Source organism: Haladaptatus halobius (assembly GCF_020618475.1).
GTDB lineage: Archaea > Halobacteriota > Halobacteria > Halobacteriales > Haladaptataceae > Haladaptatus > Haladaptatus halobius.
Map to the genome: position 1 here is coordinate 88,467 of NZ_CP085341.1, position 19,057 is coordinate 107,523.

Annotated in this window: 17 protein-coding genes; 5 read left to right on the plus strand and 12 right to left on the minus strand. The window is 48.6% G+C overall.

Annotated elements, in window-relative coordinates:
- Positions 1 to 166: 166 nt before the first annotated feature.
- The 4 genes from LIW51_RS36380 to LIW51_RS36395 all read right to left on the minus strand — a co-directional run bounded on the left by LIW51_RS36380 (position 167) and on the right by LIW51_RS36395 (position 5,089).
- Positions 167 to 1,180 (minus strand): DUF7972 family membrane protein, encoded by a 1,014-nt coding sequence (locus tag LIW51_RS36380; protein ID WP_227380756.1) that lies wholly within the window; start codon positions 1,178 to 1,180, stop codon positions 167 to 169.
- Positions 1,173 to 1,388 carry a Sp36 family protein gene (sp36, locus tag LIW51_RS36385; protein ID WP_227380757.1) on the minus strand — a complete coding sequence of 72 codons (216 nt, stop codon included), beginning with the start codon at positions 1,386 to 1,388 and terminating at the stop codon, positions 1,173 to 1,175. Before sp36 (LIW51_RS36385) ends, LIW51_RS36380 begins: the two co-directional genes overlap by 8 nt.
- A gap of 615 nt (positions 1,389 to 2,003) precedes the next feature.
- Complete coding sequence (locus LIW51_RS36390; RefSeq protein ID WP_227380758.1) at positions 2,004 to 2,216, minus strand: hypothetical protein; 213 nt, start codon at positions 2,214 to 2,216, stop codon at positions 2,004 to 2,006.
- 653 nt (positions 2,217 to 2,869) lie between these two features.
- Entirely contained in the window at positions 2,870 to 5,089 is a 2,220-nt protein-coding gene (locus LIW51_RS36395; RefSeq protein ID WP_438267514.1) for an amino acid permease, read from the minus strand.
- Between the two features lie 343 nt (positions 5,090 to 5,432).
- Between LIW51_RS36395 and LIW51_RS36400 the strand changes: the two genes are divergently transcribed.
- Positions 5,433 to 6,632 (plus strand): AI-2E family transporter, encoded by a 1,200-nt coding sequence (locus LIW51_RS36400; RefSeq protein ID WP_227380759.1) that lies wholly within the window; start codon positions 5,433 to 5,435, stop codon positions 6,630 to 6,632.
- A 303-nt stretch (positions 6,633 to 6,935) separates the two neighbouring features.
- Here the strand turns inward: LIW51_RS36400 and LIW51_RS36405 are convergent, their stop codons facing one another.
- Both LIW51_RS36405 and sp36 (LIW51_RS36410) read right to left on the minus strand, forming a co-directional pair.
- Positions 6,936 to 7,958: a DUF7972 family membrane protein gene (locus tag LIW51_RS36405; RefSeq protein ID WP_227380760.1), complete on the minus strand. Its 1,023-nt coding sequence runs from the start codon at positions 7,956 to 7,958 to the stop codon at positions 6,936 to 6,938.
- Positions 7,951 to 8,166 carry a Sp36 family protein gene (gene sp36, locus LIW51_RS36410; protein ID WP_227380761.1) on the minus strand — a complete coding sequence of 72 codons (216 nt, stop codon included), beginning with the start codon at positions 8,164 to 8,166 and terminating at the stop codon, positions 7,951 to 7,953. Before sp36 (LIW51_RS36410) ends, LIW51_RS36405 begins: the two co-directional genes overlap by 8 nt.
- A gap of 181 nt (positions 8,167 to 8,347) precedes the next feature.
- Between sp36 (LIW51_RS36410) and LIW51_RS36415 the strand changes: the two genes are divergently transcribed.
- Positions 8,348 to 9,631 (plus strand): TIGR00341 family protein, encoded by a 1,284-nt coding sequence (locus LIW51_RS36415; RefSeq protein ID WP_227380762.1) that lies wholly within the window; start codon positions 8,348 to 8,350, stop codon positions 9,629 to 9,631.
- An 86-nt stretch (positions 9,632 to 9,717) separates the two neighbouring features.
- A complete protein-coding gene (locus LIW51_RS36420; RefSeq protein WP_227380763.1) occupies positions 9,718 to 10,431 on the plus strand; it encodes a helix-turn-helix domain-containing protein in 714 nt (237 codons plus the stop codon).
- 88 nt (positions 10,432 to 10,519) lie between these two features.
- On the opposite strand, the gene LIW51_RS36425 is transcribed toward LIW51_RS36420, so the two are convergent.
- The 5 genes from LIW51_RS36425 to LIW51_RS36445 all read right to left on the minus strand — a co-directional run bounded on the left by LIW51_RS36425 (position 10,520) and on the right by LIW51_RS36445 (position 14,015).
- A complete protein-coding gene (locus LIW51_RS36425; RefSeq protein WP_227380764.1) occupies positions 10,520 to 11,215 on the minus strand; it encodes a DUF2270 domain-containing protein in 696 nt (231 codons plus the stop codon).
- Between the two features lie 274 nt (positions 11,216 to 11,489).
- On the minus strand, positions 11,490 to 11,996 hold the full coding sequence (locus LIW51_RS36430; RefSeq protein ID WP_227380765.1) for a helix-turn-helix domain-containing protein: 507 nt from the start codon (positions 11,994 to 11,996) through the stop codon (positions 11,490 to 11,492).
- Between the two features lie 181 nt (positions 11,997 to 12,177).
- Entirely contained in the window at positions 12,178 to 12,480 is a 303-nt protein-coding gene (locus tag LIW51_RS36435; RefSeq protein ID WP_227380766.1) for a DUF5789 family protein, read from the minus strand.
- A 206-nt stretch (positions 12,481 to 12,686) separates the two neighbouring features.
- The gene (locus LIW51_RS36440; RefSeq protein WP_227380767.1) at positions 12,687 to 13,127 is read right to left on the minus strand and encodes a hypothetical protein; all 441 of its coding nucleotides are present in this window, start codon (positions 13,125 to 13,127) and stop codon (positions 12,687 to 12,689) included.
- A gap of 504 nt (positions 13,128 to 13,631) precedes the next feature.
- The gene (locus LIW51_RS36445) at positions 13,632 to 14,015 is read right to left on the minus strand and encodes an amphi-Trp domain-containing protein (protein ID WP_227380768.1); all 384 of its coding nucleotides are present in this window, start codon (positions 14,013 to 14,015) and stop codon (positions 13,632 to 13,634) included.
- Positions 14,016 to 14,648: 633 nt separating this feature from the next.
- Here LIW51_RS36445 and LIW51_RS36450 point away from each other — a divergent pair.
- Both LIW51_RS36450 and LIW51_RS36455 read left to right on the plus strand, forming a co-directional pair.
- Positions 14,649 to 16,043 (plus strand): sulfatase family protein, encoded by a 1,395-nt coding sequence (locus LIW51_RS36450; protein ID WP_227380769.1) that lies wholly within the window; start codon positions 14,649 to 14,651, stop codon positions 16,041 to 16,043.
- 969 nt (positions 16,044 to 17,012) lie between these two features.
- A complete protein-coding gene (locus LIW51_RS36455; RefSeq protein ID WP_227380770.1) occupies positions 17,013 to 17,255 on the plus strand; it encodes a DUF8593 domain-containing protein in 243 nt (80 codons plus the stop codon).
- 59 nt (positions 17,256 to 17,314) lie between these two features.
- Here the strand turns inward: LIW51_RS36455 and LIW51_RS36460 are convergent, their stop codons facing one another.
- Complete coding sequence (locus LIW51_RS36460; RefSeq protein WP_227380771.1) at positions 17,315 to 18,832, minus strand: alpha,alpha-trehalose-phosphate synthase (UDP-forming); 1,518 nt, start codon at positions 18,830 to 18,832, stop codon at positions 17,315 to 17,317.
- Positions 18,833 to 19,057 lie beyond the last annotated feature (225 nt).

Genomic DNA, 19,057 nt, shown 5'->3' on the forward strand with positions numbered 1-19,057 from the left:
TAATTTTTTGACATTTTTGGGATGTATAGGTACTATGTTTGCTGATTTTGGTTCTAATTCTCAGCTATGAGATGAGTGCCTCTTTGCTGAAGAATCCGCCTGAAAGCACTTGACTGTACCGGCAAATCCCGTTATCTTGCCGCTTACTGCACAGACTCTTACCATATTAGCGCTGTGAATTACGGAGGATCAGTGGGCCGATCGCGAGCGTTCGCTTCGCGACTGTAGCAATTCGTAGGATATAGCTGACCAACAGCATGAAGGGAAGGAGTGTCACTGTGAACGCTCCGCTAACGACCCAGAGAATGTCGGTCACGCCGAGCGTCGTGCCGGTGAACGTCCCACTCCCGACGAACGCGAGCATCGCACCAGCAACGAAGAGCGCGGGAATCGCCGCATAGAGGATCAGTTGTGAAAGATCGATCAGTGCCCACTGAAAATACAGCGTTTTAATGTGTTCGCGTGCGGGGCCGAACATTGTAAGTGAGGTTTTAAGTCGTTCAAACAGGCGATGCTGTTCGTCAGTCAGGTCGTCCGCATATTCGTTGCGCATCCGTTCAACATGGAAAATTTTCCACGAGTAATTGAAATTGAGTGCCGCGAATAGCACGTCAAAGGTGCCGAACTTTGCACCGTCAAGCTGATCTTTGACCGTATCAGCGTTTCCAGTGAGACTGTCGGCAAATTCGTCCAATTCGGCCCGCAACTCCTCGTTGTCACTTTCAGTGATCGAGTCGGAGAGCTCGTTTGCCCGACGCTCAGTCACGTTGATGAGCTGTTGGAGAAACGCAGATGGATCCGAGGGTGTCGTCTGGTTAAGCATTTCCCCCACGAAACTACGGAAATCCATCGCATCGCTCATGCGCTGGCGTTGATCACCGAGTGGACCATTTTCTTGCGAGATGACCAACTGGCTAATCGTGACGACCAGCGTTGTACCAGTAATGGTTGCACCGATCATCGTCGAGAACATCGTTTCGATGGTGTCGGTTTGGGCGATTTCGGACTTTAACGGTGGGTAGAGAAGGGTTCCCGCTATCACGAACATGACGAAGAAGATCACGGCGATCACACCGGTGACGACCAAGCGTCTGGCTCCAAGCAGTATCCAGAGTTTCGCGCGACTCTCACCTGCCCGCTCACGCATCGTGTTCGCAGTACTGATTTCGCTGTCACTCATCTGTGGTGTTATCCTTTGTTTGCGCCGGTCGCTTGAATATCAAGTATTTCGTCCCGCCGCCGACATATTCAATGGTATCAGCTAGCTCCCAGCCATCTGCACCGAGGTCGTTGAGGTCATCGGCTGGATCGATCGATTCCTTTTTTGTGCTCCCACGAGGTGGCCGAATCGTGTGATACTCCCATTGCTCGGTAATCTGCCGCGTCATAACTAGTATCTAATCATCAGCACCGACGAATGAACGTTATGGTTCTCTTAGATTGCTAAGACGGAGTTTAGGCTAAATAACAGAACGTAATAAGACACCTGGCTATTAATAGATCACTTCCTTAAGACAAGATTATCTTTAGAACTAGATAATTTTTTCGATAATGACGCTAGTACCATTGGGTAGTTCCATACCCGATCGCCGACTAAGGATTAGTAACAAATATATCCCTTGATAGAGCAACCAAGATAATAAGATAATATATCGTTGGGAGTGGATTTATAGCGAAGACGAGAATTCTTGATTACACGGAGTGTACGTGGAGAATCAGCGCGGCAGACAATACACCTGATGAGGTGAACCGATACGCGATCCAGCATTTCCATGAAACAGGCCACTCAATCGCAAGCGTCAACCGTTAGCTGCTGCCCAGTGGTAATCACTGTCTATCTAAATTCGAAATTGCTCATTTCGATAAATAAGTGACTAGAATTGAATTTGAGTACTTTCTCGGAAGCAAGTGAAAAGGACGTGCTCGATATTTGTTAAGTAGTGTTCAAATGGGTTGTAACTGGCTTCTCGGGAACAGTTTGTCTGTAGGCTGTGGTTTATGCTCTATTCTTCGTTGTCCTTTTCCTTATCATTCTTCTTGTCCGTTTCTTCATTTGTTTGTTCGTTCAATTCACTGTTGACAATTGTTTTAAGTTTCTTTCTTCCCCAGATAAACCCAATGCCGCCCACAACGCCAGCAACTATCGCACCGGGGATTCCATATCGTCTATAACCGAATTTAACTGCTTTTTTGAGAACTGTAAGCGTCCCAATCATCTGTGTTTGTACTCTTAGAGAGGCAGTAACTCAATGATAGAAAGTATTTCGGTACAATCCTGTCATCACCTATTTTTCCTATATTCACTTACCGGATACCACAAATACGAAATGGTTGTCCATGCGACACAACCCTACATCTACGGGTTTGTTGTTTCGACCGGATGAATGGGTGTATGATGTAGATGATCATTCTTCCCGATAATGCTAAAGAATTAGAATGAAATCAGGGAACTCCTCTGTTCTGAGGGACACCCATTTTTGTTAAAACAGTCCCATATTCAAACAAATCCCTTGAATACGGGCTTCGTTTGAGTTTAATCAGCAATAGTAGTATCTCGCGGTTTCAGGTCCTTAATCCGATTCCTCTTTTCTTTCTTCGGCATGGTCGAATACTGCGTGTTAACCTTTATATCTGGATAGTAGTTCGGGATCGTCGAGTAGCCATTGCTGACGCTCAAATACAGCGGAATTTCTGGAACTGTTGATGAGGTAATTAGAGTTTGGGTGGAGGATTGTTAATCGTGACCAGATCCACCTTCATCTCTCCGATCTAATTTATACGCGAATTGACTGCCTTAGTAAGAGCGTTTAAATCCGCAAAATATCGTTTGTAGCGGCTAGTCAATGTTAGCTACCACATTCGACTGACTTCAGAACCACCTGCGGAGTCGCGAGGTGATGCCGAGATGCCGTTTGGCCATTATCACCGTGTTCTGCGCCCGGCGGCCAATTTGTTCGGGGATTGCTCCGAAGACGAGCTGGTCCAGTAGTCCTTCGCGAGTTGCACCCACAACAACGAGATCATACCCTACTGACTGGTCGATGACCGTATCGACGATGTCCTGCCCTTCGAGAACCTCGCCAGTTACTGTAATCCCTTCGCGGAAGGTTGCTATAGTATCGTCAACTATCTCTTGGCCCTCAGCTCGATCGTTTTCATCAGCACCTTGATCTACCACGTAGATTACATCCACTTCAGCATCTTGCGTGTACGCGACACTATCCGCTATATTAGCGGCGAGTTCCGCGTGGAGGATCGCCTGCGCCACGTCGTGGCCGATCCGAATTGTTCCGCTGACCGGTACGTCGGCTTCTCGAGCGATGTCCATCGCGTCGTCAAGCATGTCCGGTTCATCTTCCACGAACTCGCGTCCCTCCGAGAGCGGCGTCTGCTGGGGCACCGTCACGACGCTCATCACGAGAATTTCTCCATTTGGATACGTCTCCTCGTCTTTCGCCAGATCGATGGCGGTTCGCATCAACTGCTCGGCGTTCTCCGGATTGGCGATGGGGACGACGATCTGATTCTCCGCTTCTGCCGCTGGTTCGGGGGAAACCACCGTCGGCGTTTCCTCCTCGAGTTGTTCGGCTTCTTGCTGTTTCGAGTAGCCGTAGTAGATGCCGAGACCGAGGAGCATCCACACCGCCGTGGTGACGAGGGCGACGAATCCGTGGGAGTTTTGCCCCGTGAAACCGGGCTCCAGTCCGAGTTCGAGGAGCAGGAACGGCGTGAGCAGAAACTGAAGGACGATGCCGATGAGCGGCGGCCACGGCATGTACGGTACTGTGTACGTCCGGGGGAGGTCCGGATGGGTTTGGCGCATCCGGATGACCGTCCAGTTCACCTGCACGAACAACAGAATGAACATGATGTCCGCGGAGGCGGCGACACTCTCGATGGGGAGCGCGACCGCCATCACGGCGATGATAACTGCCGAAATCAGAATTGCCCAGTGGGGCGTTCGCTTGCCTGAATGGATGCTGTCGAAGATACTGGGCAGTGCGCGGTCGCGGCCCATCGCAAACGAGACGCGACTGGACGAGTATACCGTCGCGTTCAGCGCGCTCATCGTCGCCGCCAGCCCGGCAAATAACAGAAGCGGTACACCATAGGGGACGAACTGTCCCGCCGCGCTGATGATGCCGAGTTCGCCCATATAGCCGAGCGCTTCCCACGTCGGTAACGTTGACCCCGCACTGTTGGGGATAGCTGTGGTAGAGATGAGTTGTTGCGTAACGTCAATTCCACCGATGGCCGCGAACGCCACGAGCACGTAGATAGGGACGACGATGTACATCGAGTAGAATACCGCCTTCGGCACGTTCGTTCCGGGATCGACAACTTCTTCGCCGGACTGAACGATGATCTCGTACCCCTCGAATGCGATGTAGGTGAAGCCCATCGCACCCACGATACCCATCCAACCTGCAGGTGCGAAACTCGGACTGTTGAGGAACTTCGCCGTCCAGTTCGGCTGTTGGAGAGTTGCCCAGATGCCGAAGGCGATGAAGAGACCGAGAATGACGACTTTGATGGCGGTGACGATGATTCCTGCCTTCCCTGTCTCCTCCGCCCCGCGGAAGTTAATGTACGCGAACGCCGCGATCATCAGCACAGCGAGGAGCTTTTCGTAGAAGTGCAGTCCGAACCCGAATGCCGGGAAATGAAGGAGACCGGTGTACTCGAAGAGATGAACCAGGAAGGTGCCGAAGGTCACAGCGTAGAGCGAACACGCGACCGCGTGGGCGAACCAACTCATCCATCCAGCGTAGAAGCCATTCGGGTCGACGAGGGCTTCTTTCACCCAGAGGTAGCCACCGCCCGCTTCGGGGAATGCCGCACCAAGTTCCGCGTACGAGACGGCGGTGAACATCGCGACGAAGCCGTTGAGGATGAACGCGGCGGTGAGCGCAGGACCGGCGATGCCCGCCGCGAAGCCGGTGAGCGCGAACACACCTGCCCCAATCATCGCACCGACGCCGATGAAGGTGATGTCGAACAGGCTCATATCCCGTGAGAGTTCAGTTTCGACATCTCCCTCCTCAGACTGCTCTACTACAACTGTATCTTTTGAAGCGTCATCCGCCATAAGCCACTTTTCAAATCCAACCATTAAAAAAGAATCGAGCCTCTCATAGCATGATGTTAAGAGGATTGATTAGAGGTATTTTTAATATATTCGCTTCTTCCGAAGTACAGAACGTAGTATATAATGGTTCGCCCAGCAGATTCACTTGCATCGGCTGTGATGATTACCTTTCCTTCAACTGTCGATGCACTATCCTCTAAAGATAGACGAAGGCTAGGACGTTTCACTACCGATTGTAGTCGAGACAGCTCATTGACCGAGGGTATGAGGAATCAAATGTTGACTTAATCATCAGGTCGATTTCCCGCACTTTATAATGTTGGTCCATATACCTCCAGGAAAGATGGTAGACGTTGGCTTTGATTCCTCTGACAATCGAGCTCGCATCGGCTGGTGGCTGTTCATCCTCGTTCTTGCACTCGTGGCAGCGTTTATCGCCTACTCATTTGTGGGAATGTTGGTTCTCGGTATTTTCGGCTATTACGCTACTAGGCCAATCTACCGACGGCTTACTGCTATTACCGATTCAGACGGATTAGTCGCAGCACTGACTATCATTGTGGTGTTGCTCCCCATTATTTTACTCGCACTCTACGCTGGTTTCCAAGTGTTCCAGCAAGTTCAACAGTTTCTCAGTAATACCACTAATTCTACGCTCCTAGCAGACTACCTCGGAGCACTTTCGAATGAGCAACGGCAGACGGTGCTATCAGCCATTCAAAATCCTCGTCAGGTCATTACGAATCCGCAGCAGACATTGCAGACAGGTCTCCAAGTAGGTCTGACCGTAACGTCGGCCATCATCGGTGCGATGCTGCTCCTCGCGCTGGCGGTGACACTCTCGTACTTCCTGCTGAAAAATGACGACCAACTCTCTGCGGGCCTCTGTCAATTGTTCGGTGGAGAGGAGACGACAGCCTACGCCTACGCTTCGGCCGTTGATGAGGATCTCGAATCTGTCTTCTTTGGTAATCTCCTTTTCATCATTGGCATGTCTGTCATTGCAGCAGCCACTTACTGGGGGACGAATGCCCTCGCGCCACCGGGACTCCAGATCCCCATGGTTGTCGTACTTGCATTTCTAACTGGTATCGCAAGCCTGGTTCCGATTGTTGTCGGAAAGATCGTCTACTTACCTGTTGTTGGGTATCTAGGGCTTCAGGCGATGAACTCGAATGGCAACCACTTTGCGTTTGTTGGCGGCGTGCTTGTCGTCTATTTTCTCGTCCTCGATACGCTACCACAGACGTTTCTCCAACCGTATATCACTGGTCGTCAGCTCGACATGGTGATGATGATGTTTGCCTATCTACTTGGCCCAATATTGTTTGGGTGGTACGGCTTTTTCCTCCTGCCGATCTTGTTCATTCTGATGCTCGAAGCGATCCGTATCGTCCTTCCTGAACTCCTTCATGGCGAGCCACTCACGCCGACCGTTTCGATTGGTGAATCTGTCGGAACGGATCCTCAGTCAGTGCACGAAAGTGCATCTGATGACGTTGACACAGCAACAGGCGATGGCTCCGCACCAGACGCTGAATAATGTCATTTACGATCCTATCTCTGCCTCTGTGGTCACCATCGATTGACTGCCTACTCCCAAGGATAAGAGGTTTGTCCACGTGATCGGATTGCGCTCCCAGTTATCTCCGAATCTCTTTCTAATCTTGGTTTAAATAAAAATCCATGTTCCAGACTTCCCTTGTGATACGCCTATGCAGCTGACAGAAACGGTGGTAAGATACACCGAACGTGTTCATTACACCCTGTGAATAAAAATACCAGAGGAGTATTGAGATAGACAGAATTTATAGTTAAATTTGAAGTCATACAGCTCTCGGCTTTCCTAGCGTTGAGACTCACGCAGGATCAGTGGGCCGATAGCAAGTGTCCGTTTGGCGACGGGAGCAATACGAAGAATATAGGAAGTAAACAACAGGAATGGAACGAGCGTGACCGTGAACGCCACACTGACAACCCATGTGACAGTGGGAATCGTTAAGAATATGCCGCTGAACGTCTCGGCACCAACAAACGTGAGCATCCCACCAGCGACGATGAGTGCGGGAATTGCCGCATAAAGGATGTACTGTGAGAGATCGACGAGTGCCCATTGGAAATACAGTGTCTTGATGTGTTCACGTGCTGGGCCAAACATCACGATTGCTGTTTTAAGGTCATCAAATGCAGTTCGTTGGTCCTCGGTCAGGGATGCAGAAAACTCCTCAGTCATCCGTTCGACTTGATAAATCTTCCATCCGTAGTTAAAGTTCAAGGCAGCAAACAGTACATCAAACGTGCCAAACTGCGCTTCCTCCAGTTCTTCCTGGACTTCGTCGGCGTTCCCATGAAGACTGTTGATAAACTCCAACACTTGCTGGACTAGTTCATCGTTATCGTTCTCTTGAATGAGGCGATCAAGCACCTCCGCCCGCCGTTCAATCTCTCCAACAAGCTGGCCGAGGAACGCTGAAGGATCGGCTGGAACAACAGAGCCAAAGAGATCTTTCGTGTATGTTCGAAAATCCATTGCGTCGCTCATACGCTTGCGCTGATCGCCCAATGGCCCATTTTCTTGGGAAAGGACGAGCTGGCTGATCGTAACGACGAGCGTCGTCCCTGTAACAATCACCCCAATCATCGCTGAGAAGATTGTCTCGATTGTGTCCGTCGACTTAATCTCACTCGGGAGTGATGGGTCGAGAGTAACGCTAAACACAAGAAACGAAATAAAGACAAGAAATGCAAGCAGCCCAGTCACGAGAAAGCGATTGAGACGGAAAAGCACCCAAATTTTGAGTCGACTTTCTCCTGACCGTCCTCGCATCGTATCTGCAGTACCAATATCACTTGTCTCGTTATTATTCATCCGTTGGCTCCGTGTCGGGATCCAATGGCCGTTTCAGTACTAAATATTTCGTGCCCCCACCGGTATACTCAATTGTTTCGACAAACTCCCACCCCTTTTTGCCAAGCTCGTTGAGTTGGGTTGTTGGATCACTGGCTTCTTTTTGCGTCTCTTCGCGTGGTGGTTTGAGGCTGCGATACTCCCACTGGTTGGGATACTGAGCGCACATCAGATGGCTGTTAGCGACTATAACATAAGCATATTAGCGTTCCGTCTCACCTCTCTAGGCAATATATGAATAATGGTTTTAGTATGATGATTGGCCAGAAGATACAGCAGATAGGAGATAAATACCCTAGTCGATGCGAGAGCTTCACGTTCGTGTTTCTGACGATCACGCCGACGATGTTATGGCCATCCTCAATAACTATGGTATTGATTTCACAACAATAACCGAAAATGATGATAGCGTTCTCTTTTTGTTTCCGCTCCCAACAGCAGCTGTCTCCTCGATCCTCGACGAATTGCGACAAGCAGGCATGGACGAGGAGTCGTATACGGTGGTGACAAAAGGAGAGTTCGTTGAGACGCCAAATTTCACCGATCTTCGCCAACAGTATTCGACTGTCGTACGAAAGCTCGCAAAGTCTGAGCTACACGCAAAAATTCGAGAAATCCAGTGGCCGTATCAAATTTACTACCTTGGTACGATCTTGAGTGTCATTGCAGCGGCTGCCGGACTCTTACTTGACCAGCCAGCACTCATTATCGGTGCGATGATTATCGCACCCCAGGCGAGTTCAGCCCTCGCAGCTCCAGCGGGGACGCTCTTGAGTGATTGGGAACTATTTGTTACTAGTATTAAAGAGCAGATTCTCGGCCTTGGCATTGCAATTATTGGCGCTGCTCTGTTTGGCTGGTTCATTCGCCAGACAGGGTTTGTCCCACCTGGGTTGGCAATCACGCAGATTGAACTAGTTGGTGTCCGTCTCGCACCAACCTTTCTCTCGACAGTCGGAGCCGTGATTGCAGGTATCGTCGGCGCGTTTGGGTATACCACCGAACAATCAACAGCACTCATTGGCGTGATGATTGCTGCGGCTTTGATTCCCGCGGCTGCAGCAACTGGTCTCGCAATTGCGTGGATGGCCCCACTGTTCGGCTTCGGCACGTTCCTCCTCTTGCTGGTCAACGTCCTCGCAATCAACCTTGGTGCCTTTCTCACGTTGATAGTGATGGGATATCAGCCCGACTGGCGAACTGCAGATCACTCATTTCGAGCGTCGATTCCGTCTGAGCAGCAAGTGGCTGTGTACGGAACACTTTTCTTTCTCTTGGTAGCGACGCTTGGCACTGGGTACCTAACCGCGACAAATATAGTCTTTACACAAACGGTCAATCAAGAAGTGGAAATGACGCTCAACCAACCGGCCTACACAAACCTCTCACTTTCAAGCGTACAAGCAGTGTATGGTGGGCCAAGTTGGCGAGCGGAACCAACAAACGTAACGGTTCGAGTGAGTCGAACATCCAATCGAGGGTATGCAAACCTCGCGGATCGACTGGAGCAAAGAATTGAACGTCGAACAAATCAGGATGTCCAGATCACCGTCGAATTTACAGAATCACAAACAGTCGATTCGGCAACACCGTCAGTAACGAAAACAGAGCGATTGTTAAAATTGACGGCGTAGAGTACTACCTATCGTGTATTCTCGCCACTGTTCTGAAAGTGGCTGACTCACCAAGAAATATAGCATTGCGCAACTGTGGGACGTATATGGCCGGAACGATCGTTGAAGTCGAGATTCCTGCTGAGACATTCATTCTCGGACACACGCTAAAGACCTTCGAGGCAGCCACGTTTGAGGTTGAACAAATGGTGGTTTCTCATCAAGATAGTTTGCTGCCGTTTATTTGGGTTGAAACAAGGAATCGAGACGACATCGAACAAGCGTTCGCTGACGACGAGAGTGTCGCTGATTTCCAGCTGATCGGCGAAGTCGAGACTAGCCGGCTCTATCACCTGGAGTGGGTCGATCGGATTGCTGCATTGATTCGCATTCTTGTCGAAGAAAAGGGAACGGTGCTCAGCGCGGTTGGAAAAGACAATACATGGCGTCTACGCATGTTATTTGTTGATCATGACGCCATTACATATACCTATGAACATTGCAAAGAGCATGGAATCGAACTCAAAGTTCAAAATGTTCATGAATTTACCGCAGATCACCGGAGTCAATTTGAGCTTTCCGACGAACAACAAACAACGCTCCGACTTGCCTACGATCGCGGTTATTATTCGATTCCACGGGAGATACGAGCAGAGGCTCTGGCTGAGGAACTTGGTGTGACCCATCAAGCAGTCTCAGAACGGCTTCGGCGTGGCCACGGCAACCTCGTGAAACATGCGCTCATGAACGGCTCCGGCGCACCAGCGGCCTCACAACCAGCACAAAAAACACCTGACGAAGAACCGTCTTCAGACCACTAACTGGTTGAGATACACTCGTTGTCGTCTGCTTTAGTAGAGTCAAGTTCGACAGTCCAAGTCAACCGGATCTAGCGGCAAAATTATTTTCCTACTTGACGTGCTGTCGGTCGAAATCCTCCTTGGCGCGCCGAGGACGAGGTCGAAACGCTATCCACAGTAGGCCGAGATAAAATGCAGCGACAAGACCGAGAACAATGATTCCAGGTATGATCCCGATCACGGCATTTTTCACCCATGTTCCGTTTTTTGCAAAGGCGATAATGCGAAAGGTCCATGCAGCGAGTAAGATGAGCAATAATGGGAGATACACCCGACGCAGTCGTCGAGCGAAGGCCTCCGAGTATGGAGTTTTCAACGTCGGATCATGCAGATCATCAGTGAGCTGCCGTCGCCAATCACGGTGTTCAACACCCTGTGACGGATCAAGTGCGTTCGCAAAGAGATTCTCCTGGAGCAAACGAATGCGCGCTCGATAGACATCATAGTCTTGATAGCGACGCGCTTCAATCCCAAGGAAAACTGTTGTAACGATGATTCCAGCAAGAAGTACAGCAGGCGTGCCACTCGTTGAAAAGCCATAAGCGAGGAGTGCAGCAATGACTGTCACAGCCCATTTTGTCGTTTCATCAAGTCGTTGGCGCCACGTCGTAATTCGATCCATTTCTCCGCGGTAAAAGTGGGCCATCACCGAGCCAAGCCCGGTGCTCTGATCGACCATTTCACGGCCAATTTCCCGTTCTTCTGGCGCTTCCGGATCAAAATCACGTGTCTCATCAGGACTCATTATCACTAACTACTATTTTTGAACCTCTTAAACCGTCCCTAGTTATTTGGTAGAATCTAAATTAGTTCATTGACACAGTTTTTAAGAGAGAAGGTAGCTCTGGAGGAAGATATGCGAAAGGAGTGTTGCCTGCCGGATGCGAAAAATCGGTTGCGAGTACCGCTCTCTTGCTATCGACTCCGAGCACTACCATGTTCTGATAGTAAGGCGTATTCAGTACGTGTTATTGGAGAATGTGATCTAGATGAATATTATTGATCCGATCCCAGCTGTGCTACTCCGAGACGTCATCAAAATCGGCACCATCCTTAAGCTGTTGCCGCTTTTCGCCAGATTTCTCACTACTCGGGACTAACCCAGCCGTGTTTTTATCCGTCGAGTGCGTCTCTGTCTCCGACTGTGTTTTGCTGTCCAATTTTCGGGTGGTATGTTTATCACCATTTTCGTAGATGGTTCCATCCCCTAACGTGATCGGTGTCTCCAATTCGTCACTTAATCGCTTAAGAAGTGTCTCTATGTCGAGTGTTTTCAGGACAACATCCAAGGGACGTGGTGCCCACCAATCGACCTCTGAATCGTAGATATTCACCCGTTCAACACGGCCTTGGGTGTGAAGTTCGATGAGCTTGTGTCGAGCTGTCTCCGGACTCTCATCAAGAGCGGCAGCAATGTCATCCATCGTGACCACAGGACTGTCGGTGGTAATCACCGCATCTAATATTCGATCGAGCGTCTCTCGGTTACCGGTTTGATCTTGTCCATTCTGTCCTGGCTCTTCCATACACCATCTTATACGACTAGATGGCATAAGCTAGCGGGATTTGTTTTGTCGAAGAGCTACCAATTGGTAAGTCATGAGTGCAGATTGTTACCGGACTTGCTCAGGGCCGATTGCAACAAACAGTCTCTACTGAATATCTTTGCTATTCCTGCTATCAGCTGTATAGTACCATCACTGTGAACTACAGCGACTCCTCTTCGTCCTGTACGTGCTCAGTTCCTCGGTTGCTGTATCGCTGGTGACCAGCTACTTTTGAATCAACTCTATTGAGCACCATCTGACGAACTGCATTGGCTGAGTCAAACACATAGTTTTCTTGCTCAGTGAGTGGGTTGAGCACGCCACGGAATATCTCCGTATCATTTGGGTGTTCGATTTCGTAGTTACTATACTCGTCGATGAGGTCGTCCGTCGCTACCGGATATCCGTGTTGGTAGAGTTCCTTGTTAAGGTCGCTGAAATCGATCCCCCTGTACGCGCTCATCACTACTCATACCCTTTTCTATGAAACCGGGGAGAAAACAAGTTGTGGCTGTTTACATCGAAATTTCTCGCTACTAGCGGTGCTCTCGTTGCTCATCAATATAAGAGATGCGAACGCCAGAATAGACTTAATATAGACGCTATCTGTTCGCAAAAGAATTTATTACCGTTTCGAGATGAGCATGATCAGCAGCAAAGGAAAGCTGATTACTCACCTCGTTCCTCATCAGTCTCGTCTTCAACTTCAATCGGGATCTCGATCGCGTCACCAACGTCGAATTCGTTCTCAGTGGCGATGTTAGATAGGCTGGCCAGCAGTTCCTCGGGTTCTGTTTGATTGAGTAGTTCCCGAACAATGATCGCGCTGAGTCGTCCAGCGACGGAACTCCCCACAACCCGTGTGATGAAATGGTCACCAGCGAAACGGTCAAGCAATTGCTTTCCAAGACCACGTCCGAGTGTCCGCCCCAATACTTCACTCAGCCGTTCATAGTCGACAGCCTCATCATACGATGCTCCATTGCTTAGTGCCTCAATGTCAACGCTTTCGAGGATCTCCTTTGCAATTTCAGTCGTGAATAGTAGGCCAAGGCCGCGCTCAATTTGGTCGAGCTGCTCACTCTGTGATGAAGATGTTGTGAGTATCATTGATCGGTTTCTCCTGACTGATTACTCATCGTGACAGTCGCTGGCGGAATGAATCAGGTGATTCTTGCCTCCTCCTGGGGACATGCTGGCGGATCTGTTCCGAGAGCGATGAACCCTCTGGCGTTTTCGATTGGAATGTCCGGAGGATGGACCTAGCGGTAGAATCTTTGGCTTGGCGCGCTTCGATCTTGCGAAGCAGTATCCCGATACCTAGGAAAAGACTTGCGTCAAGGAGTTCTCTGCGGAGGCGGCGCTGGTCGTGACGAACGGCAAGTGCTTTCAACAATGAAAGGACGCCGACCGCGAGATACCATCTCGAATTCGTCTTCATGATTCGTGGGATTACAGTACGTAGTGGCATACCCATCCCATCTACGTAGAAGGAATAAATAATAGTATGGGCAGAACAGGATATGTATAGAACAAGCCACAAACGATGACTAACGTTTAGCAGGTGAACAGGGTACCCTGACAGCTAAAGATTGCTCAGTGTAAATCCGTATATCAGTGAACACCGAGGTCGTTATCAGCTTCGATCTCTTCGGTGGCCCATCGGAGATTGAAAGTAACACTTTCTTCCGCACCAGATTCCATCAAAGAAGAATCTGAATCGACCGCGACGCTGAATGTCACTGTCTTAGGTGGATTAATCGTTGCACTGTCGTTTCCAGCCAGGATCGTTACTTTCTCCCCTTTGTGGCTCTCTCCAGTAGAAGAATGCCTATCTGTTTCATTGTTTGATTCCATGGGAGGCGAAGTTTCGGGATTCTCTCGAACTGGTTTTTCAGTACTAGCAGGACTGGCTGTATCGAGTTTATTAGCGAAGTCTCGTAGGTATGACGCGATCTCTGCCCGGCTCTTTTCAAATTCGGCCTCAAGTTCTGCCATACCAACTATAGCTGAAGAAGGAGCATAATTCTGTGGGCTGATTTTTTCGCAATTTCTACATTAAGTAAATTTTAGAGATTGTTTTCGGATAATATCCTGCCATCGCATGTTTCTCTACGGAAGTGATTCTGCTAATGTAGATCAAATGTTTCGCGTATACATCATTAATACGTCAACTATCGACAGGTCGTTGGTCACCGGAATAAAAGGTTCGGATACTTAAAGAGCTTGCTCGTGTAGCCAAAAAGATCCCCTTACATGTGTAGATCTGTAATGGATAGGATTTTTAATGGCACCAAGTTTTCATAGGATATGGCTGTATCAACGCAGCCCTACTTACTACGATTCCCAGGTCTTATTACACTAATGGAAAATTCGATCGTGACATTAACAAGTTCTGCCGACGTCCAGTTATCTAATCGATTACTTATTTTGCCGAAATGTCCGATCTATTTCGCGGAATCAGCACGCCCCTTTTAATAGAATTTGTCGTATCTACAAATAATCAATTTAGTCCCATTTAAGGCTATAGTATGGCTTGCCTATGCAACCTCTTTCCTTTTTCAGGCAGAGCTTCGAAATTTCCCTAATGGATCGTCGCAGATCCTATAAGAAGATCAACCGAGGGATTAGATGAACAAAAGCCGAAAGAACGTCGTCGTGGTAGTATTAGATACGGTTAGAGGACTGGATACTGTCCCCGCTGAAAAAACCTTTATCCCAACATTAGCCTCGCTTACGAGAGAAGGAACTGAATATCGTCACGCATTCACAAGCGCACCTTGGACACTTCCGGCTCATGCTGGACTGTTCACTGGAACGTACTCATCGAAACACAATACACATGGAAAACATCATACGCTGGATTCATCGTTGACTACGCTTCCGGAAATATTTTCTTCGGAGGGTTACGACACTTTTGGAATTTCGAATAATACATGGATCAGCGACGAATTCGGCTTTGATCGCGGATTCGATTCATTCAATCATGGTTGGACATCGAGCGAATTGCAGTGCGAAAGATCGCTGCTCGACATTGCCGTGAATGACACTGACGAACGCCCCGTCTTAAATGGTGATGATGGAGCACAAAAGACAACCACTGAAGCCATCGACTGGTTATCTACAAGGAGAAGTCGTCAGCCATTCTTCTTATTTCTTAATTACATCGATGCTCACTTCGAGTATACACCGCCAAAGCAGTTCGTAGCAGATCGTTTACCATCTGGCTACGATTACAACCAAGCGCTCAACATTCTTCACGATCCACGAAAATACGACGTTGACGAAGTAACTCTCACAGAAGAGGAGTTTGCCACCCTTCGAACGCTGTACCGGGCTGAAATTACGTACCTCGACGCAAATGTTCGGAAGCTAATAGATGGGATAAAAGCTGTGGGTGAGTGGGAAGATACAATACTCATCGTCACTAGTGATCACGGTGAGAATATCGGAGAGCACGGGTTCCTTGGCCATCAGTACAATATTTACGATACCTTACTTCATGTGCCGCTCATCATCACCGGCGGGTCGTTCAATGAAACATCGAACACAGATCAGCTCGTTCAGCTTCCTGATCTCGCTCCGACGCTCTTAGACGAAGTTAACATCGATGCGCCAGCTATGCGGGAGCAATTCCAGGGTCGATCATTTCATCCATCGTCAACGGCAATAGAGCGAGAGTATATTATTAGCGAGTACATCGCACCGCAACCGTCGATCAAGACACTCGAACAACGATTTACTGAACTCCCACCTGATCTCTACACATTCGATCGCTCACTACGTGCTATCCGAACATTCGATTACAAACTTATCCGGGGCTCAGATGGTTCTCGTGAACTCTATAATATCAACGTTAACCCTGCTGAGACCAAGAATATCATCCAAGAGAATCCGGAGATAGCCGAATTCCTTGAAGATAAATTAGATCGATGGCTCGCTTCTTTCGAGCAAAAACTCACTCAAACATCACCATCAATCTCTTCGGAATCCAGAGAACGACTCCGTGATCTCGGCTATCTTTAATAATTTTGGATAGGACTAATTTATCGAATCATAAGATACCCTCTTATTGCTCACCGGCTAGCAACCTCCAATATATGTCTATCTCAAGCGGATGATTCGATCTCAGAGGTACAATTTTCAAAATCAACAGTATCGTTTGCAATCAAGAGGAAAACAAATGACCAATAGAGAGTTGTTACTGGCATTTTTCAAGCGATACAGCCGATTTTTCATCAATTGAAAGCCACTTCGTCAAGAGACCAGTTGATGCCGTTCGTGGAAACACAACAATACGCGTTCCACTCGGCATCCGGTCAATCGAATAAGCGAGATCATAGGTCGGCCATAATTCACGCTTCTCGGTCATGGATAATTTGGAATTATTTGAGGATGAATTATTCATTGGCATTCAGCTTGAATATTTTCGCCGTTACTCAAATTGCGGTTTTGCCTTTGTAATCAGTTCATATCCGCTTCAATTGTACTGGGGAATAATCGCGGTCGGAGCTGTGGTTCAAATGCGTCAAGCGGAATTCGTACGTCAGTAGCCGTTTCATGTTGTGGATTACCATACAAACACTGTTTTATATTGTCACGCTCATAAATCTCGTGTTGGGGGATCCCATAGCGTGATCGTTCGTACCGTCTGGATTCAGTGTCATCACTTTCAGGTGGTTTTTCTCCCATATTGCGGTGTCTATATTACTAGTGCTCCAGGGAGTGATACATCTTGCCTGCATTTGCAAAGTGATTATACGGGTTATTTAGAAGAAGAAATATATAATAAAAACAGTGGTGGAATCTTCGCACTTATATAGACGGATCCTCACTGGTTTTTACTCTCTTGAATAGTTGCGTCATTTTTTGGAATTCATTCCGAAATGATTCCTTTTTCTGAGCGGATCAACTCTTAATGCCTGAGGTTGATATAAAAGGCTTGCCACTGCAACCGGTACACCCACTCACACAGAACAGAATCATACGGGTGCAATGGCACGAGAATTCACTTCCGACGATCATGGCAAAAATGTTGTAACCGCTGAGGGCGATCGAATCGGAACAGTATCAGAGGTGCGAGAAGGACGAGCCCATGTCGAGCGCGATGAGAATACAAGCCTGACCGACAAGGTGAAGTCCATGCTTGGATGGGACGATTCTGATGATACTCATGAGCTTCAACAGGATCACGTTGACCGCGTCAACGAGAATGAGGTTCGTCTCCGACAGCATTGAGCATATATCTTCTAAATTTTTTTCGTCGTGAGTCGACAGTATATACACTTGTGAGGCTGTTAATTACCATTTTGGAGACGTTGTGTCGTCTCGAGAATATTGGCCATCCACGTTGTGAGGTTTTGCTCGACAATTCGCTGTTGGAGCGTTGTCATCCGTTCTTGACGTTCAGCTGCATCCATCAGTAGCGCCGATTCGATGGCTGCCGCAAATCCATCAGTATCATATGGATTGATTGTCACTGCAGACTCACCGAGCTCATCGTGTGCACCCGTTTGATTACTGAGAACAAGGACACCAGGGTCGTCAATCTGAGCAGCAACGTACTCTTTGGCAACAAGGTTCATCCCATCGCGGACAGCACTGACGAGCAGTACATCACCGTGGCGGTAAAGGCCAGCTAGTTCTTCCTCAGTTAACCAGTTCTCGATTTGAATAACTGGTTGCCACTCGTCGGTACCAAACCGATTATTAATGCGCTCAACAGCTTCCTTAACGTTCTGCTGGAGAGTCTGATATGCAGGAATAAGCGATCGACTTTTCTCAACTTTCTGGACGTACGTGAGTTCGCCACGCCACTCTGGTTTGGTCGTCCAAAGACGTTCGAGAGCATCGAGTCGCTCACTAATTCCCTTCGTGTAGTCAAGGCGATCCACACCGATCACTACTTTCGTCTTCCCCGATATATCGTATCTGCATCGAAATTTATCCCAGAACGCTTTATCCATCCTTTCGCTGGCCATCTGAATGGTTTCCGCGTCAATTCCCATCGGGAATGCTCGGACGGTCGTTGTTTGGCCGTTATAATGGATTTGACTATCGTCGTGATTGACAACCGCACTATCTAAACATTCATCAACACAGTCGAGGAAATTCTTGCAGTAGCGCTCGATGTGAAACCCAAGCAAATCGTTGCCCAATAGACCGTCAAGTAACTTTTGTCGGTGAGGACACGTACGAAACGTGTCCCAACCAGGCCAGGTAATATGCCAGAAGTGCAGAAGGAAAGTATCGGTAGAGGCGTTACGGATATATCGTGGGGCCAGCGAGAAGTGATAATCCTGAAACCACACTATCGACCCTGAATTCACATGGTCGGTGACAACGTCAGCGAACCGCTCGTTTATCTGCTGGTATCGGGCCCAGTGGCGATCGACGTACTCCGTTTTCAAGCCCCCACCATGACAGAGCGGCCATAGGACGCGGTTACTATACCCATAATAGTATCCCTCGACCTCTTCTTCCGAAAGCCAGACACGTTGAAGGGTGTACGCTTCTTCTTCTGGCGGCATCTGAACCGTCCCATCTTCATCAGTGACCTCCGCATCTGCCTCTCCATCACTCCATGCAACCCAAGTTCCGTTAGTGCGTTGCATGACAGGATCTAGTCCTGCAGTAAGTCCGCCTGCAGGGCGATTTACCTCAATACTACCGTCGGTGGTGTAGCAGTGCTGATACGGTTGACGATTGGAGATAACGATGAGGTTATCTTCTAATGGTGGAATCGAACTCCGCTCATTTTTCTCAGTATCGGTATCGCCCTCCGACGCGCTCAGGTTATCTGCCGGAGAGTCCATAGCTCTCGTCTCATCTACTCAGGGAAGCCAGATAGTCCCTTGGGTTGTATGCAAACGATACGAAAATATACCCATCACTAAAATCACTAAACTACCATTCAAAGAAGTTCTCCACTAACTCTTGTTTGGCGATCTGCGTAGATCATTCGATAAACAGTAGCCAATATTGAGGAAAGAACCAGGCATACTTAACGGGAAGAGTAAAAGAAGAACTCTCTGCGTGCA

Bases quoted from the DNA above. Each gene is read 5' to 3' on its own strand.
- LIW51_RS36445 (WP_227380768.1), bottom strand. From the start codon at position 14,015: ATGGCAGAACTTGAGGCCGAATTTGAAAAGAGCCGGGCAGAGATCGCG.
- LIW51_RS36455 (WP_227380770.1), top strand. From the start codon at position 17,013: ATGGCACGAGAATTCACTTCCGACGATCATGGCAAAAATGTTGTAACC.
- LIW51_RS36440 (WP_227380767.1), bottom strand. From the start codon at position 13,127: ATGATACTCACAACATCTTCATCACAGAGTGAGCAGCTCGACCAAATT.
- LIW51_RS36415 (WP_227380762.1), top strand. From the start codon at position 8,348: ATGGCCATCCTCAATAACTATGGTATTGATTTCACAACAATAACCGAA.
- LIW51_RS36405 (WP_227380760.1), bottom strand. From the start codon at position 7,958: ATGAATAATAACGAGACAAGTGATATTGGTACTGCAGATACGATGCGA.
- sp36 (WP_227380757.1), bottom strand. From the start codon at position 1,388: ATGACGCGGCAGATTACCGAGCAATGGGAGTATCACACGATTCGGCCA.
- LIW51_RS36425 (WP_227380764.1), bottom strand. From the start codon at position 11,215: ATGAGTCCTGATGAGACACGTGATTTTGATCCGGAAGCGCCAGAAGAA.
- LIW51_RS36400 (WP_227380759.1), top strand. From the start codon at position 5,433: ATGGTAGACGTTGGCTTTGATTCCTCTGACAATCGAGCTCGCATCGGC.
- sp36 (WP_227380761.1), bottom strand. From the start codon at position 8,166: ATGTGCGCTCAGTATCCCAACCAGTGGGAGTATCGCAGCCTCAAACCA.
- LIW51_RS36430 (WP_227380765.1), bottom strand. From the start codon at position 11,996: ATGGAAGAGCCAGGACAGAATGGACAAGATCAAACCGGTAACCGAGAG.
- LIW51_RS36380 (WP_227380756.1), bottom strand. From the start codon at position 1,180: ATGAGTGACAGCGAAATCAGTACTGCGAACACGATGCGTGAGCGGGCA.
- LIW51_RS36420 (WP_227380763.1), top strand. From the start codon at position 9,718: ATGGCCGGAACGATCGTTGAAGTCGAGATTCCTGCTGAGACATTCATT.
- LIW51_RS36435 (WP_227380766.1), bottom strand. From the start codon at position 12,480: ATGAGCGCGTACAGGGGGATCGATTTCAGCGACCTTAACAAGGAACTC.
- LIW51_RS36460 (WP_227380771.1), bottom strand. From the start codon at position 18,832: ATGGACTCTCCGGCAGATAACCTGAGCGCGTCGGAGGGCGATACCGAT.
- LIW51_RS36395 (WP_438267514.1), bottom strand. From the start codon at position 5,089: ATGGCGGATGACGCTTCAAAAGATACAGTTGTAGTAGAGCAGTCTGAG.
- LIW51_RS36390 (WP_227380758.1), bottom strand. From the start codon at position 2,216: ATGATTGGGACGCTTACAGTTCTCAAAAAAGCAGTTAAATTCGGTTAT.
- LIW51_RS36450 (WP_227380769.1), top strand. From the start codon at position 14,649: ATGAACAAAAGCCGAAAGAACGTCGTCGTGGTAGTATTAGATACGGTT.